Origin of the sequence: Microcystis sp. M165S2, from assembly GCF_020245885.1 — a bacterium.
GTDB lineage: Bacteria > Cyanobacteriota > Cyanobacteriia > Cyanobacteriales > Microcystaceae > Microcystis.
In genome coordinates this window covers 1-21,724 of the sequence record NZ_JADBTZ010000149.1, presented here as the reverse complement: position 1 = coordinate 21,724, position 21,724 = coordinate 1, and the positions used below count along the sequence as shown (strand labels likewise).

The window sequence follows — 21,724 nt, the reverse complement described above, 5'->3', positions numbered from 1 at the left end:
GAAAAACTGTTTTGGCAAACCCTAGCTAGGGACTTAAATTTGCACCTGTCTGAGATGACGACGGGGATCGGTGGTACGCTGAGATTTAATTTTCTCGTATAATTCCCGTTCGATCGCCGTTAACTGTTTGGGAGTATCGATGACAATTTTGACTAATTGATCGCCGCGTTGTCCTTTATTATCGATCCAACCTTTGCCGCGTAAGCGCAGGGATTGACCAGAACGAATACCGGCGGGAATTTTTACCGTCACCATGCCATCGGGGGTAGGAACTTCGATCGCTGTGCCTAAAACCGCCTCATCGGGAGTAATCGGGACTTCACAGGTTAAATTATCGCCTTCAAAAGTAAAGAAAGGATGGGGTTCTAATTGCACATCGAGAAATAGATCTCCCCGTTGTTTGCTTAAGGGATCGATTAGTCCTTTACCCCGTACCCGGAGACGATTGCCGGTTTTAGTTCCTGGGGGGATTTTGATATCGATCATTTCTCCGGCTAAATTAACCCGTTTTTGTACTCCTCGTAAAGCTTCCGCAAAACTCAGACGCAGTTTAGCGGTGGAGATACCAGAAGTGACAGATTGCGGTGGAGTACGAGCGCCGGCAAAGTCGTTAAAATTGCTAAAATCGCCAAATCCTCCCCCCGGAGTACCGTAGGGATGGGAACGGGGGCGAGTACCGCCGGAGCGACCCATGCGACCGAGCAGTTCATTGATAAAATCATCAAAGGTGCTGTACTGGCTAAAGTCAAAACCGTCCGAACCAAAGTCACCCCCCGGATTACCACCGGGCCAATTCGATCGCCCGGCCTGTTGCCAATATTGTCCAAATTGATCGTATTTTTGGCGTTTTTCGCTATCGGAGAGGACTTCGTAAGCTTCACTAATTTCTTTAAAACGTTCTTCGGCGCTTTTATCGTTAGGATTGCGATCGGGATGATATTTGACGGCTAATTTACGAAAAGCTTTTTTAATTTCTTCAGCGCTGGCAGTTTTACCTACTCCCAGAACGGCATAATAATCTTTATAATCTGCGGCAGGCATCGATACGCTATCTCCTTAGCAATGAGGATTCAGTCGGGATATTCCTAATCTAACTTAATTTTATCGTTGATTACTGAAAGGGAAATTGCCGACGACGACGATACCAAGTTCCCACACCTACTAACAGAGCAATGAGGGTAAAAGCCACCATCAGGGGCAATATATCGCCTTTTCCTAAAGATTTTAAACCCGCACCCATCATGACAAAGGGTAAAATTCCGGGGACAGTGCCTAATAAAGTACCGATGAAATAATCGCGAAAACGGATAGAAGTTAATCCGGCAACAAAGTTAACGATACCGTAGGGAATAATCGGTAATAGACGGATAGCAAACATATAAAATAGTCCTCCTTGCTGCATTTCTGCATCGATCGCTTGCCATTTTCCCTGAAATTTTTTGGCGGTATATTCCCGGCCGATAGTACGGGTAAAAGCAAAGGCAACTATAGCGGCCACCAAAGCGGCGATCGTTGTCCAAACTGTTCCCATAACCACCCCAAAGATAGCCCCACCACTGAGGTTTAAGGGGGTAGAAGGCAGAATTAAAATTGTCCCGATCGTATAGAGAATAATATACAAAATGGGGGCCATAATTCCCATTTGTTTTAACCAGATCTGTAATTGTTGGGAGTCGATACCACCGATCAGATAAATTCCGATCGCCGTGGCGATAATACAAATTATAGTTAGGATAATAACACTACTTTTAGTTTTAGACATTTAACGGCAATTTTGGGCTAAGTGCGGGGGGCAAAACTGAGATGTAACAGGGGTTTATATTTCTCTGTTGCCAAAAATATAGCAGAAATTAGCATAGGATCGATCTCGATCTCAATGTTAGTGGGCTGCCCGATCTGTCCCCAAATTACCCCCGATATCGCTGTGGGTAGTTTAGTTAACCTCCTCCAAAACCACGATCGAAAAACCATTGACTTTATAGCGATCGGCAATTACTGCCCCTTGATCCACAGACCAACAATTATAATCGGTTTCTGCCCAAGCTGCCGTGTCAATAATTCTCACCCAACGATAATTATCGGGTGGTGAGGGAATGCGAAAATCCACCGGCAGATAATACATATTAATTAACACCAAAAAATCGTGATCACCGACGGCACTACCATCAATTAAAAACCAAATAGAGCGATCATGGGCAGTTAAATCGCTAACCCCATCGGGTTTTTTAAATAAATAGGTGACACTATTGCCCGCATCGAGAACCATATCGCCGTAGCGGTGCTGTTTGAGTGCTATATGATTGTTTCTTAAGTGAGCAATATAAGCGGCAAAAATAAATAAAGGATTGCGTTCTTCTTGATTAGTTCCCGTGCCAAAATTATTATGATAAGCTTCCCGATAACCCGTGGGCAGTAGATGGGGTGAACGGGTGGCGATCATATCATAATTATTCCAAGTGGCCACACTATCAATATTGTAGGGATTATTATTACCATTTTGAGTGCGGCCAAATTCATCACCCCAGACAGTCATCGGCACACCGCGAGATAAAAATTGCATCGTCCAAAAGTTGCGTAATCTTTGGCGACGTAAGGCCTGATTACCGCCAGAATCCCAAGAATCGTTATTATTATTGCCGCCATCAGAAGGACCAAAAGGCCAGGGATTGAGGTTATTTTTATTGTTATAACTGACCAAATCCATCAGGGTAAAACCATCGTGGGCAACAATAAAACTGATCGATTTTTGTGGTCCGCCTTGGTCGTTAAAATTGTGATAATCTCCGTTCACCTGTTCGATGAATTGAAAAGTATTACTATTTCCCTTTAAAAAACGCCGGATTGCATCGCGATAACGGCCATTCCATTCTCCCCAACCCGTTGGGAAATTCCCCACTTCGTAACCCCAGATATCCCAAGCTTCGGCGATCATTTCCGCATCGTATTTCTTGCCTAATTTCTCGATCTTTTCTAACAAAGGATGTTTAGGAAAGAATTGTTTTTGTTTGCCCCAATCTTCCCGTTCATGACTAGAAGGAGTTCGACCGAGGACGGTGGCCAGATCAAAACGAAAACCATCAACTCCCATGGTTTCTAACCAATAGGTGAGGGAATCAAGAACCAGATTACAGGTGACAATATGGGAAAAGTTTAATTGATTTCCGCAGCCGGTGGCCCCATCGACTAGATAATGTTCATCGGTGAGTTGATAGTATTCCACCACATCAAAACCACCAAAACTAACAAATCCGGTGACATCGTTGCTGCCCCAATTGCCCCCTTCTCCCGTGTGATTATAGACCACATCGAGATAAACTTCTATACCTTGGTCGTGGAAAGCTTTGACCATGGCCTTAAATTCTCTGGTCGGTCCACCGGGGGAGCGATCATAAGCATAACGGCGATCGGGGGCGAAATAACCAAAGGTCATGTAACCCCAATAGTTACCACCCGGGCGATCGTCGGGGTTATTATCGTTAGCGGTTTCTTGGACGGGTAAGAGTTCGATGGTGGTAAATCCTAGTGCTTTCAGGTATTTGGCCATATAGCCGGCTCCCGCATAAGTTCCCCTGTACTGGTCGGGAACGTTAGCCACTTCCTCAAAACCCGTAATTCCCTTGAGAATATCTTCTAAACGACTAGCGGAGGGGTGATTGCTTAAACCGCGCACATGGGCCTCGTAAATGATCGCTTTTTCCGCACCCAGACGGGGACGAATCCCGGTAGAAGTCCCATCCGGCGCGATAACAATGCCTTTGGGCGACCATTTACCCGTATCGTATTGCCGCCGGATCACTCCTTTGTAGTCCCCTTCTCCCGTGGCATACATTCCCGCATTTTCTCCGGCCGCGATCATGGCCGGGGTTTCAAGGTCGTGGGAAAGTTCTCGCGTGTAGGGATCGAAGAGGACTTTATTGGGGTTAAAACGATGGCCGAAATCGTCCACATCTGCCCGAAAACCAGCGTTACTGTGACCTCTTTGCCATTTTTGATCAAATTGCCAATTGGAACCCCAACAGCGAAAAGCGTAGTAACTGCCCGGGGGAATACCGGCGATTTTTGCCCGCCACATATCATCATTTGGGTTTTTTGTCAACCAGTAATCATACTTAGCGTTTTCTTCCGTCGGGCGATCGTAGATTTCCAGAAGAATCTGACTGGCATTTTTAGAATAGACGGCAAAGGTGACACTATCGCCCCGATAATGCGCTCCGAGGGGATAGGTGGCATCGGCCCAGAGATGGCTATCTAAGGGGGCATAATTACCAGATTGGGGATGATTTTGACCGATCGCTGGCAACATAAATTGGCGGGATAATATCGCCTTTGATGATAGACATTTTTCGCTCAAGGAAATAAGAAAAAAATCTAAAGCTTGATCTACCAGGAAAACAAGCTGTGCAATTTAACCTAGAGATAAATTTTCGGCTTGTAAACATCCATTTTCTCGATGCAAGTCCCATTCAAGATAGGCTAATCTTTCTTTAATTGCTCGATTTTATGCCGTCAGTAAACTAATTTGGTTAGATAAATCACTGACTAATTCTTCTAGATGGTGTAGATTGCTATGAGAATTATACATAATTTTCCTCTCTAAAGCCAGAATTGACAATCATCTTCTAATAAACTAGGACAAATTCCTTGTAAGCGTCGATGAGCAATAGCATCCGCTCCATACAAAGGGATAGGTAAACGGGGGTCTTTGAGAGAACCATAGTGAAGTAAAGTTAATTTCAACGTAGTGTCAACTAACTGTTTTAAATTTACTTGTTCTCCTAATTCATGAACTTTTAAGCGTAAGGGACGAGAAACACCTATTTGTTCAGACACTTGGGAAGTTATCAAGATAACTTCCCGTTTTGATAAAGCAAAAGCTAATCCTAGGGACGTGACTTGACGAAATGGGGACATCTGTATGCGATCGCCGACGAGTTGGGAGTAACTATTACTAATCTTAGAAATCGTTTAGAGAGTCTCCATTGGATTAAAGTCGATCAAAAAGTAATTTATCGGGCCAGTAATTTTCCCAAGAGATAGCTTAAATGTTCCGAGGGAGATTTTGCCCATCTCGATCGACTTATTTACTAATAATTTCGGCGGGTTGCGGATTAGGAATCGGTTCAAAGTTGTGGTCGTCAGCCAGATATTCGGGATAGGTGGAGAATTGGGGTAGTATTTCTAGGGTAAAAGCCTCGGCAGCTTTCGAGCGATAGCGATTCGGGTTAATAATTACCGACAAAGTGCGTCGTACTTCCACATCTTTAATTCTGGTAGCGTGGATAACTCCCATTTGTAGTTCTTTTTCGATCGCTGTCACCGAGACAAAAGCCGCCCCTAAACCGGATTGTACGGCATTTTTAATCGCCTCGATCGAGTTAAGTTCCATCTCCACTTTTAAGCGCTTGGTATCGATCTCGCAACGAGTTAAAACCTTGTCGATAACTTTGCGAATCGTCGATTGGGAATCGAGGGTGATAAATTTTAGTCGATATAAATCCTCTTTTTGAATCATTTCTACCTTAGACAGAGGATGAAAAATAGGCAGGACTAAAGCCAGTTCATCTTCTGCGTAGGGGATAATCCGCAGGGTTTCTTGCAATTCGGCGGGAACTTCTCCCCCGATAATGGCTAAATCCACTTGACCGTTAGCAACGCTCCAAGAGGTGCGACGGGTGGAATGAACTTGTAGCTGTACGGATACTTCTGGGTATTTTTGCCGAAAAAGCCCGATCATGCGGGGAAGAAGATAGGTTCCCGTGGTTTGGGAAGCGCCGACGATCAGGGTTCCCCCTTGCAGATTTTGTAGATCTTCGATCGCCCGACAGGTTTCTTGACAGAGAGTGATAATTTTTTCGCCGTAGCTTAAGAGTAGGTATCCCGCTTCCGTTAATTGGGCTTTCCGACCGCCCCGGTCAAATAACGGCACATTTAGCTGTTTTTCGAGGTTTTGTACCTGAAGACTGACCGCCGGTTGAGATACATACAGGGTATCTGCCGCCCGTTTAAAGCTTCCTTCGGCAGCGATCGCTTTGAGAATTCTCAGTTGGTCTAGGGTGAAAGGAATGTCGGTCATAGAAAGCCTCAAAAACAGCGACGGGAGAAGGGGAGGACAATAGCGACAAATCTTAAGCCAGTGCCGATAAATACACTGAATTGACAGTACCACACCACGGGGATCAATGCTTCAGGTAGTTCCAGTTATCAGTTATCAGTTATCAGTTATCAGTTATCAGTTATCAGTTATCAGGAGACAGGAGACAGGGCTCTTCTGGTTTCTGTGTGAAAACGAGGTCTATACTGATAGAATATCCGCAAAATAGCCCTAAAAGTCTTGCTCGATAAGCATTTCACGATTCCATAAGCAAAAATTATCACACAAAGTCGAGAAGAGCCGAGACAGGAGACGGGAGATTATTTTTATTTATTCTTCCCACGTCCCCACGTCCCCACGTCCCCACGTCCCCACGTCCCCACGTCCCCACGTCCCAACCCCTCACTGTTTACTGTTTACTGTTTACTGATCACTGAAAAAGGCTGCCTGAGCAATTATTGCATTGACTTTTGTGTACCACTTAATCGTTATTAACCAAGAATCTTAATGATATTTTAAGATTTTTTAAAAAACCGCCCCTAGCCGAGATGAACGTATATCCTAGAGGGGAGCGAGCATAGATTCCTATTCCCGTTCGATCGCCCCCTAATTCTCTGGAGATCAGCACCCATGCTTACTTTGCTCCGTTCCCTGCTATTTTCCACCCTATTAAGTTTTGTTGCTCCCGTCCTCTTGGTGGGTTCTATTTTAACTGCTTTATTGGCCACCAGTCATGTCCCCGGCTTTACTTGGGTTTGTCAGACCGGTTTTAGCCAAATCCTGCAATTTTTAACCATTTTCGGCGGCGGTTATCCCCTACAAGGAATGTTAACCATCGCTGTCACCTTTGCTTTTGTTGGCAGTTTATTCGATTTATTTAACTTTTACGTCTATCAAACCAATCGGGGACAGTAGCAGGCAAAGGGTGATAGGGACTGTCTAGAATGGGAATGAGGTTTTTATGGGATCGAATCGTCTATGCGCCCTATTTTCTACCGTTTTTGGCTATTAACAATAATTTCCCTGCTGCTCACCCTGAGTATCGGGATTGTCAATCCCCAACCTAGTTTCGCACGCTCGTGGATGGATTTACTTTTTCGCGGTGTGCAGGTTATTCAACTCGCCACTATTTCTCCTCAGCAGGAAGTTGCCCTCGGTAGGCAGATTAATCAAGGTTTATTAGAATCAGGTAAAATAAAACTGGCCAAAGATGCCAGAATTAACCAATATGTCCAAGAAATCGGCCAGCGATTAGCGGCAACTAGCGATCACCCTGAGATTCCCTACACTTTTCAAGTGGTGCGCGACAATAGCATTAACGCCTTCGCAACCATGGGCGGATTTGTCTATTTACACACGGGATTGATTAAAACTGCTGATAATGAGGCAGAATTAGCCAGCGTCATTGCCCATGAAATCGGCCATATCGTCGGTCGTCATTCTATCACCCAATTACGCAATACTGCCCTCGCCCAAGGACTTCTCAGCGCGGCGGGATTAGACACAAAAACTTGGGTACAATTGGGAGTCAATCTCGCCTATAGTCTGCCCAATAGTCGCAAGGATGAATTAGAAGCGGACCGACTGGGTTTAAACAATCTAGCTGAGGCTGGTTATGCACCCACGGCGATGATCTCCTTGATGGGAAAATTAGCACAACAGGGGGGTTCTACCCCGACAATTCTCAGCACCCATCCTGCTACAGGCGATCGCATTTTGGCACTGCAAAAACAGCTTAATTCGGTTAATAACAAGCAGAATCAAGGTTTAGACGAGGATTATTACCAATTGCAGATTCGTTCTCTCCGCTAATCAGACAATTTCCCGAACGGATAAAAACTCGGCCACCGCTTGATTAAAAATTTCAGGTTCCCCTAAAAATGCCCAATGATTACCCGGTATCTTTTTAATCTCTAGAGAAGTTAAATACCTTTTATAGGATTGAATTTGCCAAGCAGTGCGATTTAATCCCTGCTGGGGAAGGATTAATAAACTGGGAATATCTAAAGTTTTAGTTAATCCGGCAAACCCCATGACATCCTCAAAAATTTCCCCGCGTGCCGATAAAGTAAATTTACTGCTCCAACTGCCATCAGCTTTTTGTTCGATGGCATTTTTAAACACCTCTTGCTGTAGATTTGACCAACCTTTATATTGTTTTAATTGACGAGCGATCGCTTCTATGCTCTGATAACTATCAAAGGAGCGAGTAATCTTTAAAAAGGGCAAAACTTGATAGAGAATTGGAAAAGTTATCCTAATCCAACTAGGCATTTTATCGATAAAAAAGGGATCGACTAAAATTAAACTCTTAAATACTTCCGGCTGTTGAGTTGCCCAAATTGCCGCTATTTTAGCACTCCAAGAATGACCTAAAATATGTGCTTGCGTCCAACCTAAATGATTAATTAAAGCCCTTAAATCGCCGATATAATCCTGAAAGTGATAACCGGTTGCCGGTTTACCGCTTTCCCCATGTCCCCGCAAATCTGGGGCAATAACTTGATAATTTGAGCTTAAATAATCGCCCAAACTTGACCAAACCAAAGCATGATCCGCCATGCCGTGCAATAATAATAGAGGCATACCTCGATCGCTCCATTGTAAATAGGAAATTTCCATCGAGTTACTGGTAAAAGTCTGGCGTTGTGGCATAAATTCTCGGCTGATTTTTACTCTATAATTTAAATATCACTTAATAAAACTTCATACAATGGCACTACAATCTCCGATCACTGGGACTAGCTTAGAGCAATTGTCTTGGACATGGCAAGGTCACACCATCCCCTACACTGTGCGGGGAGAAGGACAACCCCTAGTATTAATTCACGGTTTTGGGGCATCTATCGGTCATTGGCGCAAAAATATCGCCGTTTTAGCGGAAAATGGCTATCAAGTCTATGCCCTAGATCTTTTGGGATTTGGGGGTACAGATAAGCCCGCTTTAGATTATAGTCTCAACCTTTGGCTGCGGCAAATACAAGACTTTTGGCGAGAAAAAATGGCAAAACCGGCGGTATTTATCGGTAATTCCATCGGGGGACTGATTACCTTAATGCTGATGGCAGAATCTCCCGAAATCACTGCTGGAGGAGTAATTATTAACTGTGCCGGAGGATTAAACCATCGTCCCGAAGAATTAAATTTGCCGCTGCGTTTAATCATGGCTGCCTTTACTGGTTTAGTTAGTTCTCCGGTGACAGGAAAGTTTATTTTTGAACAGGTAAGGCAGAAAAATCGCATCCGTAACACCTTAAAACAGGTTTATCGGGATCATACCGCGATTACCGAGGAATTAGTCGAAATTCTCTATCAACCCTCCTGTGATGCGGGTGCGTGGGGAGTGTTTGCATCGGTGTTGACAGCACCCCCCGGACCTTCTCCCCAGGAATTATTACCGCAAATCGATCGCCCTTTATTGGTACTCTGGGGAGAGGATGACCCTTGGACACCGATCGCCGGTTCGGTAATTTACCAAGAAAGAGCTAAAATGGGAAATAATACCCAATTTTATCCGATTGCCAAAGCCGGTCACTGTCCCCACGATGAACATCCCGAAAAAGTTAATCAATTAATTTTGAGTTGGCTGTCGGAAATGGGGATTTAGTCAGTTAAAAAAGTTGGGGTTGAGGGCTAATTTTTCCGGGCCCCAAAGGTAAATTTAATGATTTTTGCGGCCAGTTTTTCCCTGAGGGAGAAATCAATAAACTTAATAGAAAATGCGGGAACAGGTTATCGAAGATTTTAGCGATTAATAGTGACTGGAGAAATCTGCCAATCGGGGCGAAGATTTTTCGCCCCTTGCAGATAGACGTGCTGCATTTCGCTTTGCAGTTTGGGAGTATTAACGTGGAGAATTACCCGAATACACTTTTCCAGACTCCCAGCGACGTGCATCTGTTGCACATCGAGGAGGGGGACATTTTGCCAATGGGGACGTTCGCGAGCGATAGCAGCGGGGAAAATCGCGTCTAAATCCTGAGTTGCCGTAAAGATAATACTAACAATATCATCGGGATCGAGACTATTGTGGATTTCGATCGCTTCGAGGAGTTCTGTCACTGCTTCTCGTATAGCTTCAATAGTATTAACCGTTACTGTCGTCGCTCCCCGAATGGCTCGAACCTTCCACTGCACGATTGTCATCCTCCGCTAATCCTGATGAGTCAATTTTAGGGGTTAACGCGCCCTTTTTCTCGACTTTAATTTGGCCATCAGGGTCGGTATAACCACAATAGTTGTCCGTTAACTTCCAATTCAAATTCTAGACGCTGTAGGGTTTTTTGTAATCCTAGGGGTATTTGGGAACGATTGCCCGTCAGACGACTGAGGAGGGGTTTCGGTTCTTCGATAGTCTGACATTTAGTTTTATCTGGGGGTAATCCTGCCAATTCTAGCGCCCAAAGTCGGGCATCTTCCTCGGTTCCCAAGCGATCGACCACTCCTAATTCTAAAGCCTGTTGACCGGTAAAAATGCGCCCATCGGCAAAACTTTTCACCTGATTGACATCTAAATTTCTAGCGCTGGCGACGGTTTGCAGAAATTGCTGATAACTGGTATCGATCATATCCTGGAGAATTCTTTCTTCTTCATCAGTTAATTCTCGATCGAAGGAGAGAATATCTTTATAAGGGCCAGATTTAATCACTTTAAACGAAACTCCCACCTTATCCAACAATCTTTCCAGATTGTTCCCTCTCAGGATAACACCGATCGAGCCAGTAATCGTGCCGGGGTTAGCCATAATATAATTGGCCCCCATAGCGATATAAACGCCGCCAGAGGCGGAAATATTGCCAAAACTAGCGATTATTTTCGTATTTTTTTGTAACCGCTTCAATGCTTCATAAATTTCTTGGGAATCCCCCACGGTTCCCCCGGGGGAGTCAATGCGGAGAAGTAGGGCGGGATATTGCCTTTCTTTGACGATTTCTAGGGCTTTTAAGACTCTTTTGCGGGTATCGGAGGCAATTGCACCTGTAATTTCTATTCGAGCGATTTGTTTGCGGGTTTTCGGTTTAAAAGGCCAGACCATCAGGTTTAAATATCTCTAAAAAAAGGACTCTTTCTAATCTAACGCTTTGATCGTTCCAGGTTAAGCAAACATTATATTTCAGAATTTCAGGCTAAAATGTCTGGTTAGGTGTATAACAACATTAACTGGCCAGAGTTGAGGTAGGCGAGGTGAGTATTTAGGCAAGAGAGCGGGGAATAGGAAGTGGGAAGTGGGGAGCGGGTTTTTAAAGTTCGATTGGAAGTTAATCATACTATTAAAAACAGATTTGCTATTAGAGTTTTTTTCTTACTTTGTAATCAAGAAAATGGTCTATATTTTCAGGTGAAATAGCCCGCTAATGCCAAAATATCTAGTAAGGGAAAAAAGCCAATACTCGACCAGGTTTTAGCGAATGGTTCTGCGCTCCTGATTGAAAGGGAGGCAAAGGTCTGTACGCAGGAGAATTAATCCTATTAAATAATCCAGAAATTACTGTTATAATTGAGGATAAAGAAAGTTATAATTTCTGGTTCTTCGTTACTTGGTATGGTTCAATAGGGTTGCATAAATCGACTAAATCCTTATCTGGCAAAAGATTTAATTAATTAGGGCTTGCTGAATAAAGCTAAAAACCTTGTTGGGTCAGACTTTTAGACTTTTTGTCAATCAAAAAGTACCGGATATGGGAGTGATCCGGGGGAAAATTCAGGGACTTTTTCCCTGAAAATTAGGTAGTTGACCACCTGAAAATCGGTAAAACCCATCCCCCATCCCCCATCCCCCACCGAAAAACTTTTTAGTGAACGTGCTTGAGGTGTGGCCAGAGGAGCTAGAAGCTGATAGGCAAATCGCCATTCTGAGCAATTACCGACCTGAACAAGGAAATTACAGATTTTTTCAAGCTAGGATTAAAGATTTTGTATCGAAAAATACAAAAACGGTCAAAGTGACTGTTTAGGATGGATTTTTTGAGAAGCTTAAGAACCGATCCATAAGTCAAAGGAGTTTTCCATGCCCGAAACGCCACAAGAAGTCTTGAAAATGATTCAGGACAACAATATTAAGATTATCGACCTGAAATTTATTGATATGCCGGGTATCTGGCAACATTGCTCGTTCTACTACGACCAAATCGATGAAAGCTCTTTCAGCGATGGTGTTGCCTTCGATGGTTCCAGTATTCGCGGTTGGAAAGCAATTAACGAATCCGATATGGCCATGGTTCCCGATCCCACCACTGCTTGGATCGATCCCTTCTACAAGGAACCTACCCTAAGCATGATCTGTAGCATCAAAGAACCGAGAACCGGTGAATGGTATAGCCGCGATCCTCGCTCTATTGCTCAGAAAGCGATCGATTATCTTAGCAGTACCGGTTTAGGTGATACCGCATTTTTTGGACCGGAAGCGGAATTTTTCCTCTTTGATAGCGCTCGTTTCGACCAAACCGCCAACGCAGGCTATTACTACATGGATAGTGTCGAAGGTCGTTGGAATAGCGGTAAAGACGAAAAAGAGGGAAATCTTGCCTATAAACCCGCCTACAAACAGGGTTATTTCCCCGTTAGTCCCACCGATACCTCTCAAGATCTTCGCACGGAAATGCTCTTAACCATGGCCGACTGCGGAGTTCCCATCGAAAAACATCACCATGAAGTCGCTACTGGTGGTCAAAACGAGCTAGGGATTAAATTCTCTACCCTAGTACGGGCCGCCGACTACTTGATGACCTACAAATACTGCATTAAGAACGTGGCCAAGAAATACGGTAAAACCGTCACCTTTATGCCCAAACCCATCTTTGGTGATAACGGTTCCGGGATGCACGTTCACCAGTCTATCTGGAAAGATGGTCAACCCCTGTTCGCCGGGGATAAATACGCCGGACTTAGCCAAATGGCACTGTACTATATCGGTGGTTTGCTTAGACACGCTCCCGCTCTCTTAGCTTTAACTAACCCCACCACCAACTCTTACAAGCGTCTCGTCCCCGGTTTTGAGGCCCCTGTAAACCTGGCCTACTCCCAAGGTAATCGCTCCGCTTCGATTCGGATTCCTTTATCGGGAAGCAACCCGAAAGCCAAACGTTTGGAATTCCGTTGTCCTGACGCGACTTCTAATCCCTACCTCGCTTTTGCAGCCATGCTCTGTGCTGGTATCGATGGGATTAAAAATCAAATCGAACCAGGGGAACCTCTCGATGTGGATATCTACGAACTCAGTCCCGAAGAATTGTCAAAAATCCCCTCTACCCCCGGTTCTCTGGAAGCAGCTCTGGAAAATCTCGAAAAAGATCACGCTTTCTTGACCGATTCTGGTGTCTTTACCGAAGACTTTATCCAAAACTGGATCACCTACAAACTCGATAACGAAGTTAACCCGATGCGCTTACGTCCCCACCCCTACGAGTTCTCCCTCTACTACGATGTCTAAGGTGTGATTGACTAATCATTAATCCTAGGGTGGGCCTTTGCCTGCCCTTTTTTTCCGAATCAGCAAGTCAGTGGGGAGCTTGTTTCAGTAATCAGTGAACTGAAAACTGACATCTGATAACTGATTCAAAGCTGACGGCTAATAATCCCTTGCGGCCAATTAGCATAAAATACGATTAATTGACCAGGATTTTGGGGCGATAGTTTATGGAACGCGGGTTATTGTGGACACCTTTATTAATTCTATTTATTTGGTTGGCTTGGAGTGGTTGGAATGAATACCAAAAAGTGGAAATCTATCGAGCATGGGCGGAAAACTTCGAGCGAGCTAAGTATGATATATATTCTGTATTAGGTCAAAAAGATAAAATTATCACTTGGGGAAAGCCAACTCGTAAGGGAGTGATTAATTTACAAACTTTTTCCCTAGAGGAGGTCAAAGAAATCCGTCTGTTAGTTAATAATCAAGTGGTGGATTTAGATGCTCTTCCCCCCCAAGGTTCTCCTTTCCTAGAATTTATTTTTAAGGAGCGATCGCCTGAAAAAATTCCCTTTACTGAAGTTGAATTGGCTAGTCAGTGGGCGAAATTTTTACAACAACAAATCTTAATTTAATCGCGATAATTTCTAGCGCAATCTCCCCGATCGCAGGATACCGACAACTAACCATAAACCGATAAAACTAGCTGTAGCAAATAATACGGTACTAATAATAGTTAATTGCCGAGATTGGGCGCTGGCTGTGACAATGGCGGCCCCGATAATTAAGGAACCAATAATCACACTAAAAGCTAGTCGATTGGCGGAATTATCTAAACTGCGACGGAGATTATCTAGGTCGCGAATTTTCAGATTAACATTTAAAGTTTCCGAGGTTAAACCGTCTAGTAAAACTTCGATTTGACGGGGAGATTTCAGGGAAAAAGATTTCAAGTCTAAAACTGTTCTTAGGGCAGTTTGTAGGGGAGTGCTACCGATTAACTGTTGTTCAAAAATATTAGTTAATAGCGGTTTGACTTCTTCTAGGATATTAATATCAGGATTAAATTTTCGGGCAGTTCCTTCTAGATTAGCGAGACTTTTGGCAAATAAACCTAAATTACCCGGAAGTTTAATTCTATTGCGACGGGCAATTTGCAAAAGTTCATAAACCACCTCACTAAAGTTAATTTGATTTAAATTGAGGTTATAGTATTTTCGCAACATCCGCTCATAATCCACCTCTAATTGTACTAAAGTAATCGGCACCACTGACTCGGATAGTTTAATAGTTAGTTGACTGCATCTTTTGGCATCTAAGTCAACAATTGCCAATAACAATTCTGTTAAAATTTGTTGAGTTTGCGGATCTAATCTGCCCACCATACCACAGTCAATTAAAGCCACTCTACCATCGTCAAGATAGAAGATATTACCCGGGTGAGGATCGGCATGAAAGAAGCCATCAATATAAATTTGTTGAAAAAATGACCGAAACAAAATTCTAGTTATTTCGCTTTTTCTTTGGGAAATTGCTTGCTCGGTTACTGGTCTAGAAACATCAGCCTCTAAAATTTGTTTTCCTTCCAACCATTCTAACACTAATAGCCGAGAATTAGTTAAGTGCCAATAAATTTTAGGAATAACTAACTGTTTGGGTTCTGACCACCGACTCTGGGTTAAATTATAGCGTAATTGGTCAGTATAATGACCTTCTTGGGTGAAATCTAATTCCGCATTGACTGCTTTAATAAACTCCTCTGCTAAGTTAACAACGTCGTAACTTTGACCAAATTCTGTCAGGGCAACTAAATCAGCAATTCCCTTAATTAAGGCACTATCTTGGGCGACAATTTTTTCGATCCCCGGACGCAAGACTTTAATCGCGACTTCCTCCCCGGATAATAAAGTTGCCCGATGAATTTGCCCGATCGATCCCGCGGCGATCGGTTGGGGATTAATATACTTAAATACCTGTTCGATCGGTTTTGCTAACTGTTCAGTGATGACTATTTCTATATCTGTCCAAGCAACGGGAGGAACTTGCGCTTGTAGGGCAGTTAAAGCCTCGATATAATTAGCAGGTAGCAGATCGGGACGGGTACTAAGTAACTGTCCCAATTTGACATAAAAAGGCCCCAATTCCACGAGGATTTTTTTGAGAACTTCTGGGGTGGGAATCTGGGGATTTTCTGTTTTTCCTAAGGTTAAAACCCCGCGCATATAGTCCCAACCGTTGCCGAGAACTATCTCAAGGATTTCTTTTTGTCTTTGACTGGTTTGGGGGAGTGAGAACACGGTATTATCAGTGATCAGTGATCAGTTATCAGTGGGTAAGTTATCAGTTATCAGTGATCAGTTATCAGTTATCAGTGGGTAAGTTATCAGATTTGAGTTTTAAGTGAGCAGTATTAAATAAGTAGGGAGGCACAATTATTTGTAGGATGGGTTAGCGCACTTCGTAACCCATGCAGACGTTGGGTTTCATACTTCAACCCAACCTACGTTCATCTTATATTTAATTCCACCCATCTACTTAAAAGTTTCCTACTGTCTTTTCACTGATTACTGGTTACTGAGCACTGATTACTGAAAAAGCTGATGGCTTAGATGTGTAATTAATTTTGCTTAGGTACTTATCGATCCTATAACAATTTCTCTAATTTGGGATCGGTTTGTAATTGCTTGAGAACTTGTTTAATATCTTGGGTACGATCTTTGTGGACAACGAGAGTCGCTTTACCGTCGCGAACAATTACCAGATCTTTTAAACCAATAGTAACGATCGCTTCCTCCTCATCACTAGCATAGATAATAGCCCCTTCCGTATCCAAACCGACATGATTGGCCAGTTCAATATTTTTGCCCTTTGCTTCTAGTAATCTTTCCAGAGAATTCCAATCTCCCAGATCATCCCAACCGAAATTAGCGGGTAAAACGTAAGCGAGTTGGGTTTTTTCCATCAAAGCATAATCAATACTTTTTTTCTCTAAATCCTCATAGGCAGCGATGCCCCGATCGATCAGAGGTTGTAGAATATTATTAGCGTGGGTTTTTAGCTCCTCTAAAACCACTTGTCCCTGAAAGATAAACATTCCGCTATTCCAGCTAAAAAGTCCCGTTTCCAGGAATTTTTCGGCCGTGGTGCGATCGGGTTTTTCCGTAAAACGACTCACTTTATAGACGGGTAGGCCATTAAATTCGCCCTGATTTTCTCCCTGTTCGATATAACCGTAACCGGTGGAGGGATAATCGGGTTTAATCCCTAAAGTAACGATCGCTTTTTGGCTGACGGCCACTTCTACGGCCGCTTTTAAAGTGTTAATATAAGCCTCTTGATCACCAATATAATGATCGGCAGGAAAAAAACCGATCACCACTTCCTTACCATAACGTTTTGTCACTTCTAAGGTGGCCCAAGTCACAGCCGGGGCCGTATCCTTGCCCACCGGTTCCACCAATAGGTTACTCTCTGGTAAATCAGGCAGTTGTTCGCGGACACCATCAGCGATCGCACTAGCGGTAATTACCCAGAGATTTTCCCAACCTGCCCCTAAAGATAATAGACGATCGGCCGTTGCTTGTAAAAGACTGCGACCACTACCATCAAGACAGAGAAACTGTTTCGGACGCGCTAGACGACTGAGAGGCCAAAAACGTTCCCCTTTACCACCAGCGAGAATGACTGGAACAAGCGACTGATTCATAAAAATTGACACTTATCGGTTAAGCTGAACCGATTGTATCAGACGGCAGTGAGCGGTGAGCATTTTCCTGACTCAAAGCTAAAAAGCGGGCAAATAACCCGCTTTCTAGCAAAAATAACCGAAATATTGCGATTAGAAATTCATTTCGGCCGCTTGTACTTGTTCCACTTGTTTTTTCTTAATAACTAAGAGGATTTGGCATAACATAATGCCACCGAGGAATAAAACTAATCCTTTGATCCGGCCGGGATTTTGCAGGACAACTTCCGTATCTTTTTGACCAAAACCGCCGACATTGGGGTTACTGGTTAAAAATTGTCCCACTTCGATCGCTTGACCTTCCGAGACGATTAACTCAGGACCTGCGGGAATATTTTCCACCACGGGGCCTGCTTGGGAAGTGATGGTGACTTCATAACCACCGGCTTCGGTTTTGCTGATCTGGCTAATTGTACCTGCGGTAGAAGCTTTGAAGGCGTTATTATTGCTGGGTTCACCGGTGGGGTACACTTGACCGCGACCACGATTGGCCCCTAAATGCACAGCATATTTACCGAAGTGAATACTCTTATTTTGGCTAGGATCGGGGGCCAGGACGGGGAAAACGATTTCTTTGTATTGATCACCGGGTAAAGGACCGACGATAACCACGTTATCTTGACCTTCTTTGTAGGATTGGAAATAGACTCCACCGAGTTTTTCCTGCATTTCTTCGGGAATGCGATCGGGGGGCGCGATTTTAAAACCATCCGGTAGCATTAAGACTGCACCCACGTTTAAACCCCCCTTCGATCCGTCTCCTAACACCTGTTGACTGGCGGGATCGTAGGGGATTTTTACTACTGCTTCAAAGACGCTATCGGGTAATACCGAGTGAGGGATTTCAATTTCGGCGGGTTTTTGGGCTAAATGGCAGTTAGCGCAAACAATCCGACCGGTTGCTTCTCTGGGGGTTTCCGGGGCGGTTTGTTGCGCCCAAAAAGGATATGCTTGGGCAGATTGGGGGTTAATGACATCGCTGGTTAGGAGTAGGGAAACGGTAGCGATCGCCACGAGGACAGCTTTCACTAGGGCCTGTCTGTGGACTTGCGGGAAACTTAAAAAGTTGAATGTTCTCATCTCTATCGGTTAAAAATTCCAAAATCTCGTCACATTGAATAATCTAGGACCACCAGGGTTCTTCGCCATTGCGGAAGTCGGTTTCCGTCCAAGTGGAGAAGACGACTTTATCATTATCGGTGACGTTGGCATGGGCGAGGGCTAAGGATAGAGGCGCTGGACCGCGAACTACTTTTCCTTCGGCATTGTACTGGGAACCGTGGCAAGGACACATGAATTTTTCTTCGCTGGCATTCCATGGCACCACACAACCTAAGTGGGTGCAGACGGCGTTAATTCCGTAGTTGGCCAGGGTTTTGTCTTCTTGGACGACTAAATAGGTGGGGTCGCCTTTTAAACCTTGGGCTAAGGTGCGATCGCCAGGGTTATGGCTGCCCAGAAATTGACTGACAATCACATCATTGCCTAGGGCATCTTTAGCGGTGACACCGCCACCCGTACCACCGGCCGAGGGGGGAATAAAATACTTAACAATCGGATACAAAGCGCCCGCTGCTACTCCGGTAATTGTACCAAAGGTCAACAGGTTCATAAATTGACGACGACCCAAATCGGGAACATCTGTACCGGAAACTTGACTCATTGCTCCTTATCTCCAAATGTAAATTTTTGTAAACTAATTCTCATCTAAGGGCGATTTTGTGCATCTCGATCAAGACGAAAACCCAGAGCTTAAAGAAGGTTTACAAGGGCTTTATTAGATTATTACAGATATTGAGTCACGGACAATTGCCACAGCAAAGCTGCCCCAAAGGCGATCGCTGTTTTCTCGCTTTTGCCCAGATGAGAAACCGCAAACATCGAAAGAATCTTAAAAAATTCGATCCAATGGAAAATTAAGTCCCCATCTACCTTTAACTTAAGTTAATAAGTAGGTAGGCGTTAAAAATTATCAAACATCCCCCTTTATCAAGGGGGGATTAAGGGAGGCTCCCCCCGCCTATCGGCACCCCCCTTATCAAGGGGGGCAGGGGGGATCCCCCCGCCTATCGGCACCCCCCTTATCAAGGGGGGCAGGGGGGATCGAACCTAAAATCAATTTTTAATTATAATTATAACCAGCTACTTAGCCAAGAATACAATGATTTCAAGTCATGCCTACTGGCTTGTACACGGAAAATTCTCCCATCAATAGATTAACTCACTAAATTTGTCAAGGCTGGGATTTCTTTCAATGCTTGGTATAAAAATTTTTATTTATCTCTATCATCTTTAAATTATGAAATTAGCTGATATTCTCAAAGACTCAAGTTATAAGTTGTCCCAGTTTACGCCGACGGAAGTTGAGCAATTAGAGCAGACAATTACGCTTAAAAAGACAAAAAATGGGGAAGCTCCTTATACAATTTGCTTAGTACGGAAAAAAGAGATTAAACTTACCCCAGAAGAAGCGATTAGACAATTATATTTAAGGGTTTTAAGCGATCGCTTACATTATCCTCTCAGTCGCATTCAGGTGGAGTATGGGGTGAATTTTGGCAGGGAGGTAAAACGAGCAGATATTGCGGTGATGGACAAAGATCGCCTGAACACAGTTTATATTTTGGTAGAGGTAAAAAAACCCAAGCTCAAGGAAGGGAAAGCACAACTACGTTCCTATTGTAACGGCACAGGTTCGCCGATGGCTGTCTGGACAAACGGCGATCAGATTTCCTATTATCAACGCAAAGATCCCAATTATTTTGAAGATATTCCAGATATCCCTAACTCTAATCAAACCCTAGCAGATATTCTCCAGATTAAGTTTACTTTAGATGATTTAATCGCCAATGATAAGTTAGTCAAAGAAAATAAATCTCTGAAAACGCTAATCGAAGAAATGGAAGATGAGGTATTAGCAAATGCCGGGGTAGATGTTTTTGAGGAATTATTTAAGCTGATTTTTGCCAAGCTCTACGATGAATGGTATTCTGGACAGGGTAATCGACGTTCTACTCGTTCTCTGGAGTTTCGTAATACAGGACAAACAGAAAGCGCATTAAAAACGAAAATTCAGGATCTTTTTGACAAAGCTAAGAAAAAATGGCCAGGGGTATTTAGTGAGGATGCCAAGATTAGTCTGACACCTTCTCACTTATCGGTTTGTGTGTCATCCTTAGAGAATGTGAAGCTATTTAACTCCAATTTGGATGTAATTGATGAAGCATTTGAGTATTTAATCAATCAAAGCAGTAAAGGGGAAAAAGGACAGTTTTTCACCCCTCGTTATGTGATTGATATGTGTGTAAAAATGCTTAACCCCCAAGAAGATGAATATATGATTGATACCGCAGCCGGTTCCTCGGGGTTTCCAGTACATACAATCTTTCATGTTTGGCGGCAGATTTTAGAGGATGAGGGATTAGAAGCAAGTCATTTATTTTCATTGGAAGAAAAGCCACCCCGTTGTAAGGAATATGTGGAAGAAAAGGTGTTTGCTATTGATTTTGATGAAAAAGCGGTAAGGGTAGCACGAACCCTCAATCTGATTGCTGGAGACGGACAAACCAATGTACTACATTTAAACACTCTAGATTATGAATTATGGGATGAGGTGACGCAACAGGAAGAATGGGATGATGTTTATCATGAAGGTTTCAGACGCTTGAAAAAACTGCGTCCAAAGGGAAGTCCAGACTATAGGGAGTTTCAATTCGATATTTTGATGGCAAATCCACCTTTTGCGGGTGATATCAAAGAACCGCGCATGATTGCTCGTTATGACTTAGCAAAAAAGTCTAACGGTAAATGGGAAACTAAGGTAGGACGCGATATTTTATTTATTGAGCGCAATCTAGACTTTTTGAAACCGGGGGGAAGAATGGCGATAGTTTTACCCCAAGGACGCTTTAATAATTCTTCTGATAAGAATATTCGGGATTTTATTGCCGAAAGATGTCGAATTTTAGCAGTGGTGGGGTTAAGTGGTAATACTTTTAAACCCCATACAGGAACAAAAACCTCGGTGTTATTGGTGCAAAAATGGAATGATAATCCCAAAATAGGTGCGCTTTGTCCTCGTCAGGATGATTATAATATCTTTTTTGCGACGATGCAGAAGTCAGGTAAGGATAATTCAGGGGAAAAAGTTTATGTTAAAAAGACGGATGGTTCAGGGGATTTGCTATTAGATGAACATAATCATTGGATTGTGGATCATGATCTATTTAACCATGATGGATTAACAGAAGATGGTATCGCTGAGGCGTTTATTCAGTTTGCTAAAAAGGAGAATTTAAGTTTTTTTGAGATCCCCCCGGCTAACGCCACCCCCCTTATTAAGCTATCCATTAGTCACATCTTTCTTAACATAAAATTTGACAAAAAGAGAAAAGTGTGCAAGATGGCTCAAGGGGGTTCTATGGGGGGACTAATTTGATGAGATAGTTTCCAAGTCTGGCTGATATCATGTAACCTTCG

The 21,724-nt window shown here is 43.5% G+C and carries 17 protein-coding genes and 2 pseudogenes; 7 read left to right on the top strand and 12 right to left on the bottom strand.

Going from position 1 to position 21,724, the window contains the following annotated elements; all coding sequences use genetic code 11:
- Positions 1-33: 33 nt before the first annotated feature.
- The 4 genes and pseudogenes from IM479_RS07945 to IM479_RS07930 form a co-directional block, all read right to left on the bottom strand.
- The gene (locus IM479_RS07945) at positions 34-1,041 is read right to left on the bottom strand and encodes a DnaJ C-terminal domain-containing protein (protein WP_287684425.1); all 1,008 of its coding nucleotides are present in this window, start codon (positions 1,039-1,041) and stop codon (positions 34-36) included.
- A gap of 70 nt (positions 1,042-1,111) precedes the next feature.
- The gene (locus IM479_RS07940) at positions 1,112-1,762 is read right to left on the bottom strand and encodes a TVP38/TMEM64 family protein (RefSeq protein WP_287684423.1); all 651 of its coding nucleotides are present in this window, start codon (positions 1,760-1,762) and stop codon (positions 1,112-1,114) included.
- A 171-nt stretch (positions 1,763-1,933) separates the two neighbouring features.
- Positions 1,934-4,303 carry a glycogen debranching protein gene (locus IM479_RS07935; RefSeq protein ID WP_287684421.1) on the bottom strand — a complete coding sequence of 790 codons (2,370 nt, stop codon included), beginning with the start codon at positions 4,301-4,303 and terminating at the stop codon, positions 1,934-1,936.
- A 290-nt stretch (positions 4,304-4,593) separates the two neighbouring features.
- Positions 4,594-4,887, bottom strand: a pseudogene (locus IM479_RS07930) (Piwi domain-containing protein); the annotation flags it as partial.
- Here IM479_RS07930 and IM479_RS07925 point away from each other — a divergent pair.
- Positions 4,885-5,037: pseudogene (locus IM479_RS07925) on the top strand (ImmA/IrrE family metallo-endopeptidase); the annotation flags it as partial. The pseudogenes IM479_RS07930 and IM479_RS07925 overlap by 3 nt on opposite strands.
- A gap of 40 nt (positions 5,038-5,077) precedes the next feature.
- On the opposite strand, the gene IM479_RS07920 reads toward IM479_RS07925, so the two are convergent.
- The gene (locus tag IM479_RS07920) at positions 5,078-6,073 is read right to left on the bottom strand and encodes a LysR family transcriptional regulator (RefSeq protein WP_286826850.1); all 996 of its coding nucleotides are present in this window, start codon (positions 6,071-6,073) and stop codon (positions 5,078-5,080) included.
- Between the two features lie 648 nt (positions 6,074-6,721).
- On the opposite strand from IM479_RS07920, the gene IM479_RS07915 reads away from it, so the two are divergent.
- Positions 6,722-7,006, top strand: a complete 285-nt coding sequence (locus IM479_RS07915; protein WP_287079042.1) for a hypothetical protein — start codon at positions 6,722-6,724, stop codon at positions 7,004-7,006.
- A 63-nt stretch (positions 7,007-7,069) separates the two neighbouring features.
- The gene (locus IM479_RS07910; RefSeq protein ID WP_287684417.1) at positions 7,070-7,903 is read left to right on the top strand and encodes a M48 family metallopeptidase; all 834 of its coding nucleotides are present in this window, start codon (positions 7,070-7,072) and stop codon (positions 7,901-7,903) included.
- On the opposite strand, the gene IM479_RS07905 is transcribed toward IM479_RS07910, so the two are convergent.
- Positions 7,904-8,746 (bottom strand): alpha/beta fold hydrolase, encoded by an 843-nt coding sequence (locus IM479_RS07905; protein WP_287684415.1) that lies wholly within the window; start codon positions 8,744-8,746, stop codon positions 7,904-7,906. It lies immediately after the preceding gene.
- Positions 8,747-8,804: 58 nt separating this feature from the next.
- Here IM479_RS07905 and IM479_RS07900 point away from each other — a divergent pair, with 58 nt between their 5' ends.
- Positions 8,805-9,698: an alpha/beta fold hydrolase gene (locus IM479_RS07900; protein ID WP_287684413.1), complete on the top strand. Its 894-nt coding sequence runs from the start codon at positions 8,805-8,807 to the stop codon at positions 9,696-9,698.
- Positions 9,699-9,835: 137 nt separating this feature from the next.
- Here the strand turns inward: IM479_RS07900 and aroH are convergent, their stop codons facing one another.
- Both aroH and sppA read right to left on the bottom strand, forming a co-directional pair.
- Positions 9,836-10,237: a chorismate mutase gene (aroH, locus tag IM479_RS07895; protein WP_287684412.1), complete on the bottom strand. Its 402-nt coding sequence runs from the start codon at positions 10,235-10,237 to the stop codon at positions 9,836-9,838.
- 68 nt (positions 10,238-10,305) lie between these two features.
- Positions 10,306-11,127: a signal peptide peptidase SppA gene (gene sppA / locus IM479_RS07890; protein WP_287676420.1), complete on the bottom strand. Its 822-nt coding sequence runs from the start codon at positions 11,125-11,127 to the stop codon at positions 10,306-10,308.
- A 972-nt stretch (positions 11,128-12,099) separates the two neighbouring features.
- On the opposite strand from sppA, the gene glnA reads away from it, so the two are divergent.
- Both glnA and IM479_RS07880 read left to right on the top strand, forming a co-directional pair.
- Positions 12,100-13,521, top strand: coding sequence for a type I glutamate--ammonia ligase (glnA, locus tag IM479_RS07885; RefSeq protein ID WP_287684411.1), 1,422 nt, complete (start codon positions 12,100-12,102; stop codon positions 13,519-13,521).
- A 206-nt stretch (positions 13,522-13,727) separates the two neighbouring features.
- A complete protein-coding gene (locus tag IM479_RS07880; RefSeq protein ID WP_125732447.1) occupies positions 13,728-14,135 on the top strand; it encodes a hypothetical protein in 408 nt (135 codons plus the stop codon).
- A 12-nt stretch (positions 14,136-14,147) separates the two neighbouring features.
- Here the strand turns inward: IM479_RS07880 and IM479_RS07875 are convergent, their stop codons facing one another.
- The 4 genes from IM479_RS07875 to petC all read right to left on the bottom strand — a co-directional run bounded on the left by IM479_RS07875 (position 14,148) and on the right by petC (position 18,908).
- Entirely contained in the window at positions 14,148-15,797 is a 1,650-nt protein-coding gene (locus IM479_RS07875; RefSeq protein ID WP_287684410.1) for an ABC1 kinase family protein, read from the bottom strand.
- Between the two features lie 347 nt (positions 15,798-16,144).
- Positions 16,145-17,206, bottom strand: a complete 1,062-nt coding sequence (locus IM479_RS07870) for a mannose-1-phosphate guanylyltransferase (RefSeq protein WP_287684408.1) — start codon at positions 17,204-17,206, stop codon at positions 16,145-16,147.
- A gap of 132 nt (positions 17,207-17,338) precedes the next feature.
- The gene (gene petA / locus IM479_RS07865; RefSeq protein WP_286826838.1) at positions 17,339-18,325 is read right to left on the bottom strand and encodes a cytochrome f; all 987 of its coding nucleotides are present in this window, start codon (positions 18,323-18,325) and stop codon (positions 17,339-17,341) included.
- 43 nt (positions 18,326-18,368) lie between these two features.
- Positions 18,369-18,908, bottom strand: a complete 540-nt coding sequence (gene petC / locus IM479_RS07860; RefSeq protein ID WP_286826836.1) for a cytochrome b6-f complex iron-sulfur subunit — start codon at positions 18,906-18,908, stop codon at positions 18,369-18,371.
- A gap of 636 nt (positions 18,909-19,544) precedes the next feature.
- Here petC and IM479_RS07855 point away from each other — a divergent pair.
- Positions 19,545-21,683, top strand: coding sequence for a type I restriction-modification system subunit M (locus IM479_RS07855; RefSeq protein ID WP_287684406.1), 2,139 nt, complete (start codon positions 19,545-19,547; stop codon positions 21,681-21,683).
- Positions 21,684-21,724: the final 41 nt, after the last annotated feature.

What these genes read in the sequence shown, in the direction of transcription:
- IM479_RS07905 (WP_287684415.1), bottom strand. Translation starts at nt 8,746, where the DNA reads ATGCCACAACGCCAGACTTTTACCAGTAACTCGATGGAAATTTCCTAT.
- IM479_RS07935 (WP_287684421.1), bottom strand. Translation starts at nt 4,303, where the DNA reads ATGTTGCCAGCGATCGGTCAAAATCATCCCCAATCTGGTAATTATGCC.
- glnA (WP_287684411.1), top strand. Translation starts at nt 12,100, where the DNA reads ATGCCCGAAACGCCACAAGAAGTCTTGAAAATGATTCAGGACAACAAT.
- IM479_RS07910 (WP_287684417.1), top strand. Translation starts at nt 7,070, where the DNA reads ATGCGCCCTATTTTCTACCGTTTTTGGCTATTAACAATAATTTCCCTG.
- IM479_RS07870 (WP_287684408.1), bottom strand. Translation starts at nt 17,206, where the DNA reads ATGAATCAGTCGCTTGTTCCAGTCATTCTCGCTGGTGGTAAAGGGGAA.
- IM479_RS07900 (WP_287684413.1), top strand. Translation starts at nt 8,805, where the DNA reads ATGGCACTACAATCTCCGATCACTGGGACTAGCTTAGAGCAATTGTCT.
- IM479_RS07940 (WP_287684423.1), bottom strand. Translation starts at nt 1,762, where the DNA reads ATGTCTAAAACTAAAAGTAGTGTTATTATCCTAACTATAATTTGTATT.
- petA (WP_286826838.1), bottom strand. Translation starts at nt 18,325, where the DNA reads ATGAGAACATTCAACTTTTTAAGTTTCCCGCAAGTCCACAGACAGGCC.
- petC (WP_286826836.1), bottom strand. Translation starts at nt 18,908, where the DNA reads ATGAGTCAAGTTTCCGGTACAGATGTTCCCGATTTGGGTCGTCGTCAA.
- IM479_RS07915 (WP_287079042.1), top strand. Translation starts at nt 6,722, where the DNA reads ATGCTTACTTTGCTCCGTTCCCTGCTATTTTCCACCCTATTAAGTTTT.
- sppA (WP_287676420.1), bottom strand. Translation starts at nt 11,127, where the DNA reads ATGGTCTGGCCTTTTAAACCGAAAACCCGCAAACAAATCGCTCGAATA.
- IM479_RS07945 (WP_287684425.1), bottom strand. Translation starts at nt 1,041, where the DNA reads ATGCCTGCCGCAGATTATAAAGATTATTATGCCGTTCTGGGAGTAGGT.
- IM479_RS07880 (WP_125732447.1), top strand. Translation starts at nt 13,728, where the DNA reads ATGGAACGCGGGTTATTGTGGACACCTTTATTAATTCTATTTATTTGG.
- aroH (WP_287684412.1), bottom strand. Translation starts at nt 10,237, where the DNA reads ATGACAATCGTGCAGTGGAAGGTTCGAGCCATTCGGGGAGCGACGACA.
- IM479_RS07855 (WP_287684406.1), top strand. Translation starts at nt 19,545, where the DNA reads ATGAAATTAGCTGATATTCTCAAAGACTCAAGTTATAAGTTGTCCCAG.
- IM479_RS07920 (WP_286826850.1), bottom strand. Translation starts at nt 6,073, where the DNA reads ATGACCGACATTCCTTTCACCCTAGACCAACTGAGAATTCTCAAAGCG.